This is a genomic window from Parabacteroides sp. AM17-47 (assembly GCF_003434625.1).
Classification (GTDB): domain Bacteria; phylum Bacteroidota; class Bacteroidia; order Bacteroidales; family Tannerellaceae; genus Parabacteroides; species Parabacteroides distasonis.
Genome location: NZ_QTLI01000019.1, coordinates 16,035 through 35,927, shown reverse-complemented (window position 1 = coordinate 35,927; position 19,893 = coordinate 16,035). Strand labels below are relative to the sequence as shown.

The 19,893-nt window shown below is 45.7% G+C and carries 12 protein-coding genes; 9 read left to right on the top strand and 3 right to left on the bottom strand.

Features of this window, described 5'->3' with window-relative positions; all coding sequences use genetic code 11:
- Window positions 1–86 precede the first annotated feature (86 nt).
- Window positions 87–350 (bottom strand): hypothetical protein, encoded by a 264-nt coding sequence (locus tag DW205_RS15690; protein WP_005865874.1) that lies wholly within the window; start codon window positions 348–350, stop codon window positions 87–89.
- Between the two features lie 88 nt (window positions 351–438).
- On the opposite strand from DW205_RS15690, the gene DW205_RS15685 reads away from it, so the two are divergent.
- On the top strand, window positions 439–1,215 hold the full coding sequence (locus tag DW205_RS15685) for an EFR1 family ferrodoxin (protein WP_005865877.1): 777 nt from the start codon (window positions 439–441) through the stop codon (window positions 1,213–1,215).
- A 20-nt stretch (window positions 1,216–1,235) separates the two neighbouring features.
- Window positions 1,236–2,219, top strand: coding sequence for a TlpA disulfide reductase family protein (locus tag DW205_RS15680; protein WP_005865879.1), 984 nt, complete (start codon window positions 1,236–1,238; stop codon window positions 2,217–2,219).
- 101 nt (window positions 2,220–2,320) lie between these two features.
- Here the strand turns inward: DW205_RS15680 and DW205_RS15675 are convergent, their stop codons facing one another.
- Together DW205_RS15675 and DW205_RS15670 are read right to left on the bottom strand one after the other, a co-directional pair.
- On the bottom strand, window positions 2,321–5,659 hold the full coding sequence (locus DW205_RS15675; protein WP_005865881.1) for a glycoside hydrolase family 2 TIM barrel-domain containing protein: 3,339 nt from the start codon (window positions 5,657–5,659) through the stop codon (window positions 2,321–2,323).
- 111 nt (window positions 5,660–5,770) lie between these two features.
- On the bottom strand, window positions 5,771–6,325 hold the full coding sequence (locus tag DW205_RS15670) for a DUF3332 domain-containing protein (protein ID WP_005865883.1): 555 nt from the start codon (window positions 6,323–6,325) through the stop codon (window positions 5,771–5,773).
- Window positions 6,326–6,844: 519 nt separating this feature from the next.
- Here DW205_RS15670 and DW205_RS15665 point away from each other — a divergent pair.
- The 7 genes from DW205_RS15665 (at window position 6,845) to DW205_RS15635 (ending at window position 19,748) form a co-directional block, all read left to right on the top strand.
- Window positions 6,845–9,934, top strand: coding sequence for a TonB-dependent receptor (locus DW205_RS15665; protein WP_005865885.1), 3,090 nt, complete (start codon window positions 6,845–6,847; stop codon window positions 9,932–9,934).
- Window positions 9,935–9,964: 30 nt separating this feature from the next.
- Window positions 9,965–11,572: a RagB/SusD family nutrient uptake outer membrane protein gene (locus DW205_RS15660; RefSeq protein ID WP_005865888.1), complete on the top strand. Its 1,608-nt coding sequence runs from the start codon at window positions 9,965–9,967 to the stop codon at window positions 11,570–11,572.
- 123 nt (window positions 11,573–11,695) lie between these two features.
- Window positions 11,696–12,661 carry an alpha/beta hydrolase gene (locus tag DW205_RS15655; protein WP_005865889.1) on the top strand — a complete coding sequence of 322 codons (966 nt, stop codon included), beginning with the start codon at window positions 11,696–11,698 and terminating at the stop codon, window positions 12,659–12,661.
- 38 nt (window positions 12,662–12,699) lie between these two features.
- Window positions 12,700–14,649 (top strand): ABC-F family ATP-binding cassette domain-containing protein, encoded by a 1,950-nt coding sequence (locus DW205_RS15650; protein WP_005865891.1) that lies wholly within the window; start codon window positions 12,700–12,702, stop codon window positions 14,647–14,649.
- A 584-nt stretch (window positions 14,650–15,233) separates the two neighbouring features.
- On the top strand, window positions 15,234–16,400 hold the full coding sequence (gene nagA, locus DW205_RS15645; protein ID WP_008778038.1) for an N-acetylglucosamine-6-phosphate deacetylase: 1,167 nt from the start codon (window positions 15,234–15,236) through the stop codon (window positions 16,398–16,400).
- A 12-nt stretch (window positions 16,401–16,412) separates the two neighbouring features.
- Entirely contained in the window at window positions 16,413–17,579 is a 1,167-nt protein-coding gene (gene nagA, locus DW205_RS15640; RefSeq protein WP_005865895.1) for an N-acetylglucosamine-6-phosphate deacetylase, read from the top strand.
- Between the two features lie 183 nt (window positions 17,580–17,762).
- Entirely contained in the window at window positions 17,763–19,748 is a 1,986-nt protein-coding gene (locus tag DW205_RS15635; RefSeq protein WP_005865897.1) for a glucosamine-6-phosphate deaminase, read from the top strand.
- Window positions 19,749–19,893: the final 145 nt, after the last annotated feature.

The window sequence follows — 19,893 nt, the reverse complement described above, 5'->3', positions numbered from 1 at the left end:
ATCAGTTTATCCGGTGATTGCCTAGTATCGAATATCTGATATTTCAGTAAATGATTCTTCTGCATGTTTAGACCATTGGATTTCTTTTACCATGAAGCCAACTTTTTTTGTAGTTTTTTCTTCAGCGCTTTTTGCGTACAATAATCCCCATTGTTGAAATCTACTTCAGATTCAGCTATCTTACAAGTTAATTCAGCCTCGTCTGGTGCCCAAGGATAAAGACTCTCCTTTTGCTTGGCAAGGCATAGACGTTTTATATAGGTCTCCACTTTCGATAATCTTTCCTCATCCATGCCTTTTATCAAGTCATAGAGATATTTTTTCCGTAAATTTAATTCCATCGTTGTCATAAGATTTGTTTTTTTAGGTTTCTTAAACTAGACAAAGATAGCGTATATATTTGGATATTATGTATTTTTGCATCTAAAAAATGAGCGCATGATATTCTACTTTACAGGGACAGGAAACTCCCGTTGGGTTGCGGAAGCGTTAGGAACGGCTTTCGATGAGCCGTTGGTTTCCATTGCCGATGCGTTGAATGAGGGTAAGGATGAGAATGTTTATCCATTGAGGGAGAGGGAGAAAGTGTTTTTTGTGTTTCCTGTCCATTCTTGGGGGCCGGCTGTATTGGTGTCCCGTTTTATTTCCCGGTTGATCCTGTCTGGATATAAAGGGCAAGAGGTTTATTTCGTCTGTACTTGTGGTGATGATTGTGGATATACGGATCGGATCATGCGGAGCACCTTGGCGAGACGGGGAATTACCTTAACCGGAGGATTCTCTATACAAATGCCGAACAATTATATCTTAATGCCCGGCTTCGACGTGGATAGTAAGGAGGTAGAGACTGAAAAACTGAAAAAAGCACCGGAACGTGTAGACGAGATCGTAGAGGCGATCCGGCAGAAGAAAAATCCCTCTTTGTATTGTGCGGGAAGTGCCCCTCTTTTGAAGAGCTATATGGTCTATCCGTTATTTACTCACTTTGCGATAGGCAGTAGCCGATTTTATGCTACGGATACCTGTATCTCTTGCGGTATCTGTGCGAAGGTCTGTCCGACCGGTACGATTTCCCTGTCGGGTGACGGAAAACCGGAATGGGCTGATACTTGCGTTCAGTGCGTTGCCTGTATTCATCGTTGTCCGGTGCGTGCGATAGAATATGGGACGATCTCGTTGAAAAAGGGACGTTATCATCACCCAGAGTTTAAGTAATCAATAAATAGAATAGAGAAATGAAGCAATTTTGTATGATGGCGCTTGCCGGCCTTTTGGTGGTTGGTTGCCAAGAAGTTCCAAAAGGATATGTTATCAATGGTGAGGTAGAGAATATGCCCGACGGCAAGATTTACTTGAAGTCATTCCGTAATAAAATGTTCTTTGACGTGGATACGGCAGAGGTAAAAGACGGGAAATTCACCTTTAAGGGTGAGGTAGATCAGCCTTTACTATTCGGTTTGGCAACCGAGAGCATGAACTATCCGGTTCAACTTTTCTTGGAGAATACGGATATGAATGTCAAGATCGGGAATGACGGGGAGACCATCACCGTACGGAACTCGCCGGTGAATGATATCTTTCAAGAAAATGCGGAGAAGGTATTTGAGGAAGGGTATGATATTGACAGTTTGATCTCGAAATATCCGGATTCTCCGGCGGCGGCGTTCTATCTATATCGTTATTTTACCTACCAATTATCTTTGGATGATTTGAAGGCGACTCGTGCGAAGATTTCCCCGGCATTGGCGAATAGTCCTTATGTGAAGGACTTGGACGGTATTATCAAGCAATTAGAACACGTACAGATCGGACAAGTCGCTCCGGAGTTTTCCTTGCCGGATACTGCAGGAGTTTCTGTGTCATTGTCGGACTTTAGGGGAAAATATGTGTTATTGGATTTTTGGGCCTCTTGGTGTCCCCCGTGTCGCAAGGAAAACCCTAACGTGGTAAATGCCTTCCAGCAATATAAGGATAAGAACTTTACGATCGTAGGTATATCCTTGGACAAGGATAAGGCTAAATGGCAGAAAGCGATCGCAGACGATCATCTGACTTGGGCTCACGTTTCCGACTTGAAATATTGGGATTCTGAGATCCCTGCTCTTTATGGGGTACGGGGTATTCCGGCAAATGTGTTATTGGATCCGAATGGGGTGATCATCGCCAAGAATATCACTGGAGAAGACTTACAGAATACCTTGAAGGAAGTGATTAAATAAGGATACGTTACTGCAAAGCCGTTGCAGTAGTATAAACAAAGGGAGTGTATTGGATTAAGCCTAATACACTCCCTTTGTTATGGATAAGTTATGACTTTTCTTTATTTAAGCGGAATAAGGGTAAAGCCCCAGTTGTATTCCCGGTTTGCGGGTAATGTATAAGCTGGTTCCGGACGTGAACCCCAGCTATCATAACCTGCTACACCTTGTTGTTTCAAGTCGACGCAAACCTCAACGAAGTCGCGAGGCGTGATATCGTTGATATGATGCTGGCGACGTAATACGTTCTTTGCTGCGGCTTCATCATGATTCGCTACTTGCTCTGGTGTGAAATTACTCCATTGACGGGATAGGCCAGTCGCTTCCTCGTCATCGAAATCCTCTATGGAATTACGCAAAGCGTTAAAGCCAATCGTATTATCCGCTTGGATCAACAAGCCTTTCTTGCCGGTACTAAGTGATACCCAACGAGTGTCGGTATGATGACCGTTTTCCTGCGGGCGTACATATGGGAAATATAATTCCTCGGCTGTAGATTTATATAAGCCGACCATACTACCGGCGTTTCTATCCAAGTAGTTCTCAGCAGGTCCTCGTCCGAAATATTCCACTTGATTCATGCTTGCCGGTAAGCGGAAGCGAACACCGATACGGGGAACATTCAATTTGGAAGCCTCTTTACGGGCGGCGTCACGTCCCGGAGTGAAAGTTGCCGTGCGAGTAGATTCCGATACCTCGGTTTGGGCGGCATCCATATCCGTGGATGTGAAACGGGCGGCCACATTTACAGCTCCGCTTGGATAGATCGTATAATTAACAATGTATAGATTTCCTGCCGGCAATAAATAGTTCACGTTAACCACGGCGTTATTGCCATCCATAGTGACGGTAGCGTCTGTCACGTTGAAGTTCTTGCTGCTTTCCTTCCAGACTTGCAAGCGTTTTGGCATACCGTTTCCGTAATCGTTATCGGTCGGCGCACGCCAGAAGTTCGGTTGGATACCGAAACCCTCGCTGAAATATTCCGTACCATCCACTTTATAAGAAGTAACGATTCCTGTCTTCTTGTTAAACATGAAGTTTACCTTTGAGGAGGATGCCGATAAGTTATCTCCATTTGTCGAAACCGTTAATTTAGGGCCGCTGGTCTTAAACGCCTTCTTGGGGCTTTCGATCGGTAAGCGGAATTGATCGCAAGCGATTTCGTGTCCGATAGGGATTAACGGCTCTTTTTCTACGGTCGTTACGTTGAAGTTTACGAAATATTCCGTACCGGCTTGTGGCTTTAAGTTGCCTACGGGAACCGTAAATTCCTTAGAAGCTTGGGGTTCTATGTCCAAAGAGACTTTACCGGAGCGTACAACTTTATTATTGGCTGTTACGCTATAGTGGACCATATATTTCTTTAGGTTCGTGAAATAAAAACGGTTCGTGACGCGGAATAAACCGTTCGCTAAATCGATCGCCTCAAACCCGATATTTTGATGGGCGTATTTAACCTCTGCCATAGCGGGATGCGGGGTACGATCTGGGTTTACTATACCGTTGCAAAGGAAGTTTCCGTCACTAGGGGCGTTTACTCCATAGTCACCACCATAGGTATAATATTCACGTCCATTCTTATCTTTTTCCAAGATACCTTGGTCCACCCAGTCCCAGATGAATCCGCCTTGCAGGTTCGGGTATTTATAGATAGCTTTCCATTGATCCCATAAGTTGCCGGAAGAGTTTCCCATCGCATGTGAATACTCCGAAGGAGCTACCGGACGATCACTACCCTTACGCCCGATTTCCTCTAGCCATTCAGCGCTCGGGTATTGAGGTACGTACATATCCGTATTCCATTCCCAAAGGGCACGTTCATAGTTCACCGGACGATTCATGCTATTTATTTCCTTGTCTTTCAGATATAAATAAGTTTGATAGAAGTTGTATCCGTTTCCAGCCTCGTTTCCGAGTGACCAGAAAGTAACGCTCGGATAATTCTTGTTTCGTTCGTACATATTCATCGTACGGTCCATATGCGGGATCAGCCATTCCGGATTATTACCCAAAGTGCCGCCTTTTTTCAGGCTGTAATACATACCGTGAGACTCGATATTCGCTTCATCGTAAACATACAATCCGTATTCGTCGCAGAGTTCATAGAATTTACGGTCTTGCGGATAGTGGCATAGGCGGACAGCGTTGATATTGTTTTGCTTCATCAGCTCGAAATCCTTACGCATGAGTTCCTCGGTTACGTAATGTCCGGTTTCCGGGTTATGCTCATGAATATTGACACCCTTGAACTTAACCGGTTGCCCATTGAACAATAAGACCGTATAAGGTTTTCCGTCTTCCGCTACTTGGTCAATTTGCTTCATCTCGAACCGGCGGAAACCAACGTTGAATGGAACTACCTCGATTACCTTACCCTCTTCTTTTATCGTCATCAATAATTTGTATAGATTCGGATGCTCGGCACTCCAAGGGGCTACGTTCTTTAAATCATACTCGAAAGATGCTGTTTGAGGACTTGCAGGACTTACCCATATATCATTAGCCTCGGAGGTCACAAGATTACCTTTTGCGTCCAAAAGCTCATATCCGACATTTAAATTTTTCGTTTCTTGGGTATGATTCTTTAAGTCTACCGCCAGTTTGAAGATTCCATTCGTATACGTATCGTCCAAGGTTGAGACGACACGGAAATCTTGAATATTGGCCTTGGGTTGAGACCAAAGGAATACGTCACGTTCGATACCGCTCATTCTCCAGAAATCCTGACATTCCAAATAAGAACCGGTGCTCCAACGGAATATCTTTAATGTAAGCACATTCTTTCCGGGTTGCAGGTATTTATTGATCAGGAACTCGGCGGGATTTTTGGAATCCTCGCTATAACCCACTTCTTTCCCGTTTAAATATACGTAAAGGCCGGATTTAGCTCCGCCGATGTGTAAATAAATATCCCGGTTATCCCAACTTGCGGGTATCTCGATGTCTCTGCGGTATACGCCAACCGGATTCGCTTCCGGCAATAACGGAGGTTGGGGATTTCTTGGTTTAAACTCGTAACCATGATTCGTATAAATGGCTACGCCATGTCCTTGTACTTCCCAGTTTCCGGGAACGGTTATATCATCCCATGAAGAGGTATTAACGGAAGGATCTGTGATATTTTGAGGAAGATCTTTGTAAGAGTCGACAAAGAAAAATTTCCAAGTACCGTTTAATAGGGAATAGTACGGGCTTTTCTCAAATCGAGAGGTGAGGGCGGTTTCTCGGTCCGCATAACTCATGAAGGAGCTTCTGGGTTTTTCCTTGTTTACGGCTACGACTTGAATGTCTTGCCAATAAGGTTTTACGGGTTGGGGTGAAGAACCGTCCGCATAAGCCATTCCGGAAATAAGGCAACCTAATGCTCCGGAAAGCATCATTTTTTTGATAGAGTTCATATTCATCGTATTTTATTTAGATTAGCACTGGGGAATTGAAAATTGAGAATTGAGAATTGAAAATTACGTAGAGTCACTTCTAATTTTCAATTCTCAATTCTCAATTTTCAATTATTTAGCTGCATAGTAAGAATATCCGTTAGCTACTTGCTGGAATGCTAAAACCCCAGATTGGCTTAACTCGACATTCATTTCTTTTCCGTCCGGTAGGTACATGACAACTTCGTCATTGCCATTGAATTTTAACAATTTTGTGCTTTCACCGTCAGCCTCTACATTCCAGCTTTGATCTGCTTCGTTGAAAACTAAGTCAAGCGCTTTCTCGTCGCCTTCCTTTTGGATATGGTATCCGTCAACTTTTGTTTCTACGGTATAAACGCCGTCTTTACCATCGATTGTTTTAACGTTACCTACATCTGCTACAGGATTACTTCCGCTCCAAAATTCGATAGAGTTGATCACAAGGACATCAGCCAAAGCGGAAATCTCGTAAACCGGGACAATCCAGAAAGCAATGAACACTAGCTCATTAACAAACTTACTGTCGATGCTTCTATTCCACGTTAAAAGTTTGTTTGTTAAACCAAAAGATCCTATACAGGACGAAAATAGGATACTACTTGCCACCGTAGTCGCTAGTAATAAAGTTAAGCTTTTCTTTTTCATAATTTAATAATTAGTTATTACAAGGGACGAAGATAACAACTTTTTCATGATAAATAGTGGTTATAAAGGAATAAATGGAATAAGTGCCTTAATATTAATCAAGCTTCTATTAAGTACGTAGTTCTGGCGGAACTCCGTTTATTACTCATATACACTAACTTTATGTTTGAATTTCAAACCATATACCTCTTTGATGTCCATAGCTCCATACTAAAAAAGATTATGGTTGGAAAGATTGTTTGTTAAATATTTTAATAACTAGATGGTGTTGTTTTAGATTCGTATGCGAAAAATTAGTCTTTTTTGTTTTATAATTAAAAATAGTGCTATATTTGCTGCGTCTAATGATTATAAGTTCCGCCAGAACGATGAAGAAGTGCTTTCATGGTAGTTAACCGAGGATTTATAATTATACATTAATGATTTAGAAGAGTGAATATTATAAGAAACGAGATCTAAAATAGTATGCCTTAAGTCTTATAATAGTAACAGCTATTTAATAAACAAAAAACGATTCTTATGTTGAAAATTGTAAGACCTGTCAGTTTTGTTCTATTGTCTGCAGCGTTTTGTTCCGGGGGTGTGGTTCATGCTTCTGATCGTGCGGCGATAACTCCGAGGGTAGGTATTTCCCAGCAAGAAGGTAGTTTGAAGGGAACGGTTAGTGACAGTTTTGGCCCTGTGGCTGGAGCGTCAATAGTTGTAAAAGGTACTACGAATGGTACTGTAACCGACATGAATGGTAATTTCGTGTTGGATGTGAAGAAAGGGGATGTGATCCAAGTATCCTTTATCGGTTATCTAACTCAAGAATTCAAATATAATGGAGAGCCTTCCATCAATGTGTCCTTGCAGGAAGATACCCAGAAATTAGATGAGGTGATCGTTGTTGGTTATGGTACGCAACAGAAGGCGAACTTGTCGGGAGCGGTAGCCCAATTGGATAGCAAGGAGTTGACAAGCCGTCCTATCTCTAACGTGTCTTCCGGTCTTCAAGGTATGATGCCGGGTGTAACCGTTACCTCGGGTCAAGGCCGTCCGGGACAGGATGGTAGTACGATCCGTATCCGTGGTGTCGGTACTTTGAACTCTGCCAGCCCATATATCTTGATCGATGGTATCGAGAGTGGCTCCATGAATGATATCGATCCGAATGATATTGAGAGTATTTCTGTATTGAAAGACGCTTCTTCCGCCGCTATTTACGGTTCGAAGGCTTCTAATGGTGTTATCTTGATCACGACAAAACGTGGTAAGACGGGTGCTCCTCGTATTTCTTATAACGGATATGTGGGTGCCTCGAAAGCTACTTCCATGATTGATCGTGTCAGCTCAGCCGATTACGCACGTTTGTGGAATCGTTTCGAGCCGGGACGTTATAGTGACGAGGACATCCGGATGTTTGAGGATGGCTCTGATCCTTACGGACATCCTAATACGGACTGGAATGATGAGGCTTATCGGACAGGTTTGTTGCATAAGCACAATGTTAGTATTACAGGAGGTGCGGAGAACGTGAAGTATATGGCTTCGGCCGGATATTTAGGGCAGACGGGTATCCTTCCTAACTCAGATCGTAAACAGTTTAACGGACGTACGAATCTGGATATGCAGTTGACGAAGAAACTGGCTGTTCGGATGAACATGTCTTTTATTAAGAATGACTTCTCGGATCCGAATGCTAGCTATTATGGTGGTTCTTCCGACCAGATTATCCGTCAATTGAATATTATTAGCCCGATGATCCCAGTCAAGGATAAGGATGGCAAATACGGACAAACTAACGATGGTAACCCTATCGCATGGTTGGATTCCGGGCAGACGGTGGATAATTGTAACCAGAATTTTACGGGGGCACTTTCTGTTGATTATGATATTATTGATGGGTTGAAGGCTACTGTGACGGGTGCCTACGTGAACGAGGACCAACGTCATACGGAGCGAGTCCTGAGCATACCGGATGATCCGGCATCTGCGTCTCGTACCACTTCCTTGGTTGAACGTTTCGTGAATTGGAAACGTTATAATTTCGATGCTTTGCTGAATTACAGCAAGAACTTTGGTCAGCATGGCTTGAAAGTGATGGTAGGTTATCATGCGGAGAAGTATGAGGTTAGCAAGAATCAGATGCAGAGGAATAATTTCCCGAGTAATAGCCTGAATGATATGGATGCCGGTGGGGCTTCTACACAAACAAATGATGGTTTGAGCCGAGAGCTTGCCATGCTTTCCTATTTTGGGCGTATTAATTATGATTTTGCGGGAAAATATTTATTAGAGGCAAACTTCCGTGCGGATGCTTCCTCTCGTTTTGCTCCGGGACATCGTTGGGGATATTTCCCTTCTTTCTCCGGTGCTTGGCGTATCAGCGAGGAGGAGTTTATGGAAAGTACGCATGATTGGTTGAGCAGTTTGAAGATTCGTGCTTCTTGGGGTATGTTAGGTAATCAAGACGCCTTAAATAAATCGAATCCTTGGGAGAATCAATATTATCCTTGGATGCAGACTTATAATTTGGATGGTAATTATCCTATGGGAGGCAACTTGACGACGGGATATTATCAGAAAGCCTATCGTATCGAGGATTTGTCATGGGAGAAATCTACGACTTGGGGTATTGGCTTGGATGCGGTTATTAATCATGTGACTTTCACGTTTGATTACTATGATCGCAAGACTACGGATATCATCATGGAGGTACCGGTCCCGACTGAGTTTGGCTTGGATCCTTATTTCGATAACGTGGGTTCTATGCGTAACCGAGGTGTCGAGGTACAGCTAGGTTATAACAATAAGTGGAATGACTGGTCATTGAATGTGATGGGAAATATGGCCTATAATAAGAACAAGATCGAGGATTTAGGAGGTGTAGACCGTATGACAAATCCTGATGACGGTGATTTGTGGCGTTTTGTTGGAAAGCCAATCGATTCTTACTATGTATATAAGGCTGATGGCTTTTTCCAATCTGACGCAGAGGCACAGCAATGGATGGATACCTATAAAGGAAAAGACGGCTACCCGTTCGGACAGGATTTCCAAGCCGGTGATTTACGTTATGTAGATACGAATGGAGATGGAAAGCTGGATGCGGATGACCGTGTATTGTCTAAGACTATCAATCCAGTTGTTACATTTGGTTTGAACTTGAATGTAGGCTATAAAGCATTTGACTTGACTTTGAACTTCACCGGTGCGGCTAATGTAGGCCGTGCGTTTACGAAAGAAGCGTTTGGTGAGTTCTCGGGTAGTGCCGGACATCCTTCTACTGCATGGCTGGATAGCTGGACACCGGAAAATACCAATGCAAGTATGCCGCGTGTAGCGGAGTCTAGAAAATCTCCGAGTGAGGCTTCTAACGTGATGTCTGATTTCTGGGTAATTAATACCAGTTACCTGCGTCTGAAGACATTGCAATTAGGATATACGCTTCCAAAGAGTGTGCTGAACGCTATCGGTTTGTCGAATGTACGTGTTTATTATTCTGCGGAGAATTTGTTTACGATAGATTCTATGCCATTGAACGTAGACCCGGAGACTGTTAGTTCCCGTTTGTCTAGCTACCCATTAGTGATGACAAATTCTTTTGGCGTAAATGTGACATTCTAATTAGTTAAGACCATTTAAATAGAAGATTTTATGAAACGATTATCAATATATATGTTGGCGGCTGGTATGGCTGCGTTATCTACTTCGTGTTCAGATTTTCTGGATACGGTGCCTAAGGATCAGTTGGCTCCTTCTACCACATGGCAGACAGAGGCGGATGCGAAGGGCTTCATAGTAGGCTGTTATAAGGATTTGCTAGATGGAAATACGTTGCTTTATCTGGATTGTGGCTCAGATATAGGCTATAATAATTTCCCTTGGGAAGGATTCCGCCCGTGGGGGGATGGGTCATTGTCTAGTTCTAATCCTGGGCAGATCCTTTATGATTACAAGTCGATTCGTAAGGCGAATACATTCTTGGAGAATGTAGACAAGGTGACGTTTTCTAGTGACGCTGTAAAAGCTAATTATGTGGCTCAAGCTAAAGCGATCCGTGCTTATAAGTATTTCTTGATGAATTGGTGGTATGGTGGTGTACCTATTATTAGTTCTTATTCAAGTGCGGACGAGGCTAAAGTGGAACGCAATACGGAACAAGAGGTGCGCGATTATATAGCTAAGGATTTAGACGAGGCCTTAGCAGGGATCGCAGAGGCTCCGGAGGCTCGTGGCTATATCGCTAAAGGTGCTGTTTTAGCTATCAAGATGCGTGAGGCTTTGTATTATGGTGATTGGCAAAAGGCAAAAGACGCAGCTAAGGCAATCATTGATTTGAAGCAGTATGAGTTGGATCCGGATTATACGAATCTTTTTAAGGTATCGGGAGTGGATTCTAAAGAGATAATCCTAGCGGATCAGAATATTGAGACGTTGGACGGATTGGGAACCATCGGGCAAATGTACAATAATGTAGACCAAGGCTGGTCTTCTATCGTCCCGACCCAGAATTTGGTGGATATGTATGAAATGTCTGATGGATTGACGAAAGAAGAGTCGAAGACTTATGACGCAAAGCATCCGTTCGCGAATCGCGACCCTCGTATGGCCATGACCATTTTATATCCGGGACGTGACTGGAGAGGTGATATCTTGAATACTTTGGACGAGAAATTTCAAGATGGTACTGTCAACAAGAACTTCCCGACTTATACAGATAATGCTTCCAAGAGTGCTTTGACTTGGGCGAAATACTTGGATCCGATGGATCAATATGGAGATGTTTGGAGCTCGGGAGCTTGTCCGATCGTATTCCGTTATGCGGAGGTCCTATTGACGTATGCGGAGGCTGCGAATGAGTTGAGCGGTCCTTCTGATGAGATCTATGGTTATTTGAATCAGATCCGTCAGCGTGTAGGAATGCGGGAAGTGGATAAGGCTAAATATGGGACGAAGGAGAAACTTCGTGAATTGATCCGTCGTGAGCGTACGGTAGAGTTGGCCGGCGAAGGCTTGCGTCGTGCGGACATCGTCCGTTGGCAGGAAGATGGAAAGATGCTTGCCGAGAAAGTCCTGAATGGTGATTTGTTACGTGTTACAGGAACGATTAATTATGGGGAGTCTGAGCCTACTAAACGTGCGGAAATCACGGGTACGGCTGTTATTGAGACTCGTCAGTTCTCTTCTCGTAACCGTTACTTGCCGATTCCTCAAACAAGCATGGATAAGAATCCAAACTTGAAACAGAATCCGGGGTATTAGTTTCCTATGAGATGTTAGATAAAAAGGGGGGGAAGGCCGAGAGGTTCTCCCCTTTTTTAGTTACATTTGGCGAATATTGAGATTGTATGTCTCATGTGCTTAAGTATATAAATTGATTCCGTTATGAAAAAGAAACTGATAGTTTTTGCCTGCTTTCTTCTCGTATCCTTGTCTTGTTTGCCGCAGTTGCCTGTACGGTTGAACGAGCGTTCGGTGGTGCTAAATACGTCTACCGGGGCATTAAAAGGGAAGATGGTAACTCCCAATCAGGAGTCCGGTTATCCTGTGGTATTGATTATACCCGGTTCCGGCCCTACGGATATGGATGGGAACTCCGCCGCCTTGCCGGGTAAGAATAACTCCCTTAAATACTTGGCGGAAGGGCTAGCGGGAAAAGGTATCGCTTCCTTGCGGTATGATAAACGGGGTATCGCCTCCAGCGCCTCAGCGGGAAAGGATGAGTATTCCATGCGTTTCGAGGACGGGATCAAGGACGCACGAGGCTGGATCGATTATTTGAGCCGGGATAAACGTATTTCCGGAATCTATGTGTTGGGGCATAGCGAGGGAGCGTTAGTCGGTATGGCGGCTTCGGTGGATAACCCGAAAGTGAAAGGATACATTTCGGTGGCAGGTGCGGGGCGTCCAGCCTATGAGATCGTGGAGGAGCAAATGGCGGGTCAGCCGGAAGTGATCCGGGACATGGTAAAGTCGATAAATGCGTCCTTGAAGGAAGGGAAGCTCGTACCGGACGTGCCGATCGGCTTACAATCCTTGTTCCGTTCGTCGGTACAGCCTTATATGATCTCATGGTATACGTATAATCCGCAAGAAATCATCAAAAAATTAAAAGTGCCGGTGTTGATTTTACAAGGGGATAAGGATATGCAAGTATCCGTAAAAGATGCCGAACTGTTGAAGCAAGCCCAGCCTTCGGCGGATTATCATTTGATTGGAAATATGAACCATCTGATGAAGACCTGCGATACGATGGACCAGCAGAGGCAAATGGCTACCTATACCGATCCCGCCCTTCCGTTGCATAAGGATGTGCTGATATTAATTGAAAAGTTTGTGAGTAAACCTTGAACTGTTGTATCTTTGCGGTCATAAATTAAAGAGACAGTATGATTTCGGTTGAAGGACTAACAGTTGAGTTTGGCGGTTTTACGCTTTTTGATGACATTTCATTTGTGGTAAACAAGAAGGACCGTATCGCCTTGGTGGGCAAGAACGGTGCGGGTAAATCGACGATGTTGAAGATATTCGCCGGTTTGCAATCACCCACTTCCGGAACTGTTAGCGTACCGAAAGATGTTACTATCGGGTATTTGCCCCAGCACATGCAATTAGTTGATACCCGTACGGTGCGGGAGGAGGCGGAATGCGCTTTCGAGCATATCCATGAGATGGAGGAGGAGATCAACCGCTTGAATACTCAATTGGCGGAGCGTACGGATTATGACTCCGAGAGCTATCAAAAGCTGATCGATCGTGTCACGTACCTATCCGAGCATTTCCAGATGATGGGAGGAAACAACTACCATGCGGAGTTGGAGCGTACATTGGTCGGATTAGGCTTTAGCCGTAGCGATTTCGACCGCCCGACGTCTGAGTTCAGCGGAGGCTGGCGTATGCGTATCGAGCTGGCAAAGCTCTTACTCCGGCAACCGGACGTGTTGTTGCTGGACGAGCCGACGAATCATCTGGATATAGAATCCATCCAATGGCTGGAGAACTTTATCGCTACCCGTGCCAACGCCGTGATCTTAGTCTCGCACGACCGTGCCTTTATTGATAATACGACTTTCCGCACCTTGGAGATCGAATTAGGCAAGGTCTACGATTATAAAGTGAAATATTCGGAGTACGTCGTACTTCGCCAAGAACGCCGTGAGCAGCAGCAGCGCGCTTATGAGAACCAACAAAAGAAATTGGCCGATACCGAGGCGTTTATCGAGCGTTTTCGTTATAAAGCCACGAAGTCCGTACAGGTACAATCCCGCATCAAGCAATTGGAGAAGGTGGAACGTATCGAGGTAGACGATGTGGATACAGCCATGCTGCGGCTGAAATTCCCGCCCGCTCCCCGTTCCGGTTCCTATCCGGTGATCTGTGAGGAGGTGGCGAAGCGTTATGGCGATCATCTGATCTTCGACCATGTGACCTTGACGATCAATCGGGGCGATAAAGTAGCTTTCGTCGGAAAGAACGGCGAGGGTAAATCTACCTTGGTGAAATGTATCATGGGAGAGATTGCCGATTTCACCGGAAAGCTCCAATTAGGTCATAACGTGAAGATCGGTTACTTCGCCCAGAACCAAGCGCAGCTATTGAACGAGAATCTTACCGTTTTTGATACGATCGATTACGTAGCCCAAGGAGATATCCGCTTGAAGATACGGGATATCCTAGGCGCTTTCATGTTTGGCGGCGAGGCTTCCGATAAGAAGGTGAAAGTCCTGTCGGGTGGCGAGCGTACCCGTTTGGCGATGATCCGCTTGTTATTGGAGCCGGTCAACCTGCTAATTCTCGATGAGCCGACGAACCACTTGGATATGCGTTCGAAAGACGTGCTGAAAGACGCCTTGAGGGAGTTCGACGGCACGGTGATTCTGGTTTCCCACGACCGTGAGTTCTTGGATGGCCTAGTCGATAAGGTCTATGAGTTCGGTAACCAGAAAGTCGTCGAGCACTTAGGCGGCATCTATAATTTCTTGGAGCATAAGAAAATGGATAGCTTGCGTGAATTGGAACGTTCTACCGGGACGAGCACTTCCACATCCGGTACCGGTGAGGCTCAGGTATCTCAAAACAAGCTCTCCTATGAGGCAAGGAAGGAACTGAGTAAAGCGATTAAGAAAGCGGAGAAAGTAGTTGCCGAGGCCGAGGCCCGTATCTCGGAGCTTGAGAATGGCATTGCCGTTATCGAGGCGAAGCTGGCTACGCCGGAAGGTGCCTCCGACGCTTCTCTCTACGGTGAATATTCTGCCCTAAAAAAAGAACTTTCCGATGCGATGGATCTATGGACCGAACGGACAATGGAGTTGGAAGAGCTGAATACGCAGGATTCATGAAAAGGCTGCTAGTCAGTGAAAGGCTGCTTATCTGATCTTTTTGATCCAAATACTCCTGTTTTCGTGACAAGCGCTTGTTATTGATGACGCAAAATAGCGGAAGGGAGAGTACGAGAGCTGGCTTTTAAAGGGGAGAATATCCCTTTTCTCATGCGTGATAGGCTGCGTTGGACTACGCCAGTACTGCCATCGGCCGATGCGTATGCCGCCGTTGGGCATCGTGACTACTCAAGAATAGGGTTATGACTACTTGTGAATAGGCATTCTTACCCTGCTAGAACCCTATTGTAACCCTATAAATGATACCAATCTTTCCTTTTGATATGAATTAGGATGAATTGATTTCGCTAGAATAAAAGGCTATTTTTGGGTATAGAGTTGGCTATTAGTTGTTTGCTGAAATTTTCTTTCGGATTTGGAGGCGAGCAGTACTTAGGCCCGGAATATTCGGTTCTCCGGAGGTTCGGATTACAAAGTGTCATTTTGATTATTCCTTGAAAATAACCTTTAATAGCTTACTCGTTTTAAAAAGAAAGTCCTTAACTTTGCTATCCAAAAAAACGCGAAAGCTTAAAGCACATATCATGTTAACACAGATCATTAATGGAAAGATTCTTACCCCGCAAGGCTGGCTGAAAGACGGCTCGGTACTGATAAGCGACAGTAAGATTTTAGAAGTGACAAACTGCGACTTAGCGGTAGTAGGGGCAACCTTGATAGACGCCAAAGGTATGTATATCGTCCCCGGTGGCGTGGAAATTCACGTGCACGGAGGTGGAGGCCGTGATTTTATGGAAGGTACCGAGGAAGCTTTCCGTGCGGCGGTAGCCACGCACATGAAACACGGTACGACCAGTATCTTCCCCACCTTATCCTCTTCTACCATCCCGATGATCCGTGCCGCCGCCGAGACCACCGAGAAACTGATGGCTGAGAAAGATAGTCCGGTTCTGGGGCTTCACTTAGAAGGACATTATTTCAATATGAAAATGGCTGGTGGACAAATCCCTGAGAATATCAAGAATCCCGATCCCGAGGAATATATCCCTCTGTTGGAGGAAACGCATTGCATCAAGCGCTGGGACGCCGCTCCGGAACTTCCGGGAGCGATGCAGTTCGGTAAATATATCACCTCGAAAGGCGTACTCGCCTCGGTAGGGCATACCCAAGCCGAGTTTGAGGATATCTTGACCGCTTATGAGGTAGGTTATACCCACGCCACCCATTTCTATAACGCCATGCCGGGTTTCCATAAACGCCGCGAGTATAAGTATGAGGGAACGGTGGAAAGTATCTATTTGCTCGATGATATGACCGTCGAGGTCGTTGCGGATGGTATCCATGTGCCGCCTACGATCCTTCGTCTGGTCTATAAGATAAAAGGTGTGGAACGCACTTGTCTGATCACGGATGCCTTGGCTTGCGCCGCCAGTGATAGCCAAGTCGCTTTCGATCCCCGTGTCATCATCGAGGATGGCGTGTGTAAGTTGGCCGACCGCTCGGCCTTGGCGGGTAGTGTCGCCACGATGGACCGCTTGATCCGTACGATGGTGCAAAAGGCCGAGATTCCCTTGGAGGATGCCGTGCGTATGGCCTCGGAGACTCCCGCCCGTATCATGGGCGTATCCGATCGCAAGGGAACCTTGCAGCGGGGCAAAGACGCCGATATCGTCTTGTTGGACCGTGACTTGAATGTCCGTGCGGTTTGGGCGATGGGTAAGTTGGTTGAAGGTACGAATAAACTATTCTAAACAAGAACGATTATGTTGACACAAATTATAAATGGCCATATCCTTACGCCGCAAGGATGGATGAAGGATGGTTCCGTATTGATTAGCGACGGGAAGATCTTAGAGGTTACAAATAGCGATTTAGCGGTGATTGGCGCCAAGGTGGTGGACGCGAAAGGAATGTCTATCGTCCCCGGTTTCGTGGCGATGAATATCCATGGCGGTGGGGGCTTCGACTTCTCCGAATGTACGGAAGAGGCTTTCCACGGTGCGGTAGCTGCTCATCAGAAACATGGGGCCACGACGATATTCCCTACCGTGTTGGCTCCAGAAATCGGGGTGATCGATAAGGCGGTAACTGTATGCGAGGAGATGATGAGGAAAAAAGACGGTCCTATCTTAGGATTGCACATTGAGGGACCGTATTTGAATCCGAAGATGGCGGCGAGTTTATTTATCGATAAGGAGAATCCCGCCGACCCGAAAGAGTATAAAGAGATATTGGAACGTACGGATTGCATCAAGCGTTGGGATTCCAGCCCGGAGATACCGGGTGCGCTTGAGTTCGCCCAATACTTGAAGTCGAGGGGAATCCTATCCGCTATCTCGCATACGGAAGCGGAGTTTGATGATATTAAGACCGCTTACAATGCCGGTTTCACGCATGCGGCTCATTTCTATAACGCTATGCCCGGTTTCCATAAGCGTCGTGAATATAAGTACGAGGGAACGGTGGAAAGTGTTTTCTTGATGGACGATATGACGGTAGAGGTGATCGCTGACGGGCGTCATTTACCCTCTACGATTCTCCGATTGGTCTATAAGCTGAAAGGAGTGGAACGTACTTGCTTGGTTACGGATGCTCTTTCTTGCGCAGCCAACGAGGGTAAGCCGTTATCCGATCCCCGCATTATCATTGAGGATGGCGTATGCAAGTTGGCGGATCATTCCTCATTGGTGGGAAGTATCGCCACGATGGACGTACTGGTACGTACGATGGTGCAGAAGGCCGATATTCCTTTGGCCGACGCTGTCCGTATGGCTTCCGAGACTCCGGCCCGCCTGATGGGGGTAAGCGATCGCACCGGAACCTTGCAAAGAGGGAAGGACGCGGATATCGTGATCTTGGATCGTAAGTTGAATGTGCGTGCGGTATGGAGCATGGGAAACTTAGTTCCGGAGACAAATACATTGGTCTAAGCTCGTTAATAATATAAGGAAGGGACTGTCTTGGCTGGCCGGGACGGTTCTTTTTTATTTTTAGGCGATATAGATCAAACCTTTCGGCTAATAAATTTGTTCTATCAACGTATGGCGAAATCAGTACTTATTTCATATATTTGTGATTCAAGTAAGATTGTAATACTAAATCAATAATTAAACATGAAAACGAACCTTAGTTCTCAAATTACTCTGACGCGTATACCGTTGCGGTATTATCGCCCGGAAAATGCTTTCGAGCATTCAGTTTTAACTCGTTTGGAAAAGATTCCGACAAACATTTACGAATCGGCCGAGGAAGGTTCTTTCGCTATCGCTAAAGAGATAGCAACACAAATCCGTAAAAAACAAGATATTGGTAAGCCCTTCGTGATCGCTTTACCCGGCGGACGTTCTCCGCTAAGCGTTTACAAGGAGTTGATCCGTATGCATAAAGAGGAGAATTTAAGTTTCCGCAACGTGATTGCTTTCGTGGAATATGAGTTCTATCCATTGGCTAATCCCAGCGCCGGAAATCTGGCTCGCCTAAAAGAGGAGTTATTCGATCAGGTCGATATCGATCCTGCGAATATCTATTGCCCGGACGGAAGCATGCCGAAAGACGCTATCCTAGATTTCTGTCGCCAGTATGAGGAGACGATCCAATCCGTGGGAGGTATCGATTGCATGTTGCTAGGTATCGGTAACTCCAGCAATATCATGTTCAACGTGGGTGGAACGACGATCAGCTCGCGTACCCGTATGGTCTTGTTGGAAGGCGCTTCCCGCAAGGAGGCTGCCCGTACGTTCCCTTCGCAGGAGAATGTCCCGGCAGGTATCATCACGATGGGTATCTCTACGATGATGAACGCCCGCAGCGTGATCTTGATGGCTTGGGGCGAGGATAAGGCTAGCATTGTCGCTAAGACCGTTGAAGGCAAGGTTAGCGATGCCGTTCCTTCCAGCTATTTGCAGAATCATCCGAACGCCAAGGTCGTGATCGATCTTTCAGCCGCTTACGACTTGACTCGTATCAGTCATCCTTGGTTGGTGACTAGCTGCGAGTGGGATAATAAGTTGATCCGCCGTGCGATCGTTTGGTTGTGTCAGTTGACGGACAAACCGATCTTGAAATTGACAAACAAGGATTATAGCGAGCACGGATTGGGTGAGTTGTTAGCCCTGTATGGTTCGGCGTATAATGTAAATATCAAGATATTCAATGATATCCAGCATACGATTACCGGATGGCCGGGTGGTAAACCGAACGCCGACGATTCCAATCGTCCGGAGCGTGCTAACCCGTATCCGAAGAAAGTGATCGTATTCAGTCCGCACCCGGATGATGACGTGATCTCCATGGGCGGTACCTTGCGCCGTTTGTGCGACCAACATCATGATGTGCATGTGGCTTACGAGACTTCCGGTAATATTGCCGTAGGCGACGAGGAGGTAATCCGTTATTGCGAGTATTTGCGTGATGTATGTGAGAAATACTCTCCCGACTCGGCCGTGAAGGATAAAGCGAACGAGATCATCAACTACCTGCGTTACGAGAAGGTGGAGAACGGCGAGCCGGAGAGAAAGGATGTCCTCTTTATGAAAGGAACGATCCGTCGTGAGGAAGCCCGTCACGGTTGCCGCTACTCGGGCGTGAAGGACGATCATGTTCATTTCTTGGATCTTCCGTTCTACGAGACCGGATTAGTGAAAAAGAATGATTTGAGTGAGGCCGACAAGGATATCGTAAAGGCGCTGTTGCTCGAGATCAAGCCGGATCAAATGTTTGTCGCCGGTGACTTGGCTGACCCGCACGGAACTCACAAGGTTTGTCTGGATGCCGTACTGGCCGCTATCGACGAGGTGAAAGACGAGGAATGGATGAAGAACTGCCGTGTATGGATGTATCGCGGCGCATGGGCAGAATGGGAAATGGACCATATCGAGATGGCCGTACCTATCAGTCCGGAGGAGTTGCGCTTCAAACGTAACGCTATCTTGAAGCATCAATCGCAGGCCGAGAGCGCTCCGTATCTGGGTGACGACGAGCGTTTGTTCTGGCAGCGTGCCGAAGATCGCAACCGTGCTACCGCGGAGTTGTATCGTCAATTAGGTTTGGCTTCTTATGAGGCGATCGAGGCGTTTGTACAATATATCCCGTTGAGATAATATCTAGCGATAGAATAATCTGAAAGCCCTATCTGATTAAGTTCGGATAGGGCTTTTTGTTTTTGTGTTATTTTTTTCGTGTGGGCGTAAGTAGATCTGTTTCTATGATCGTATATAGATAAAGGAGAAGCCTTGAATTGTCTAA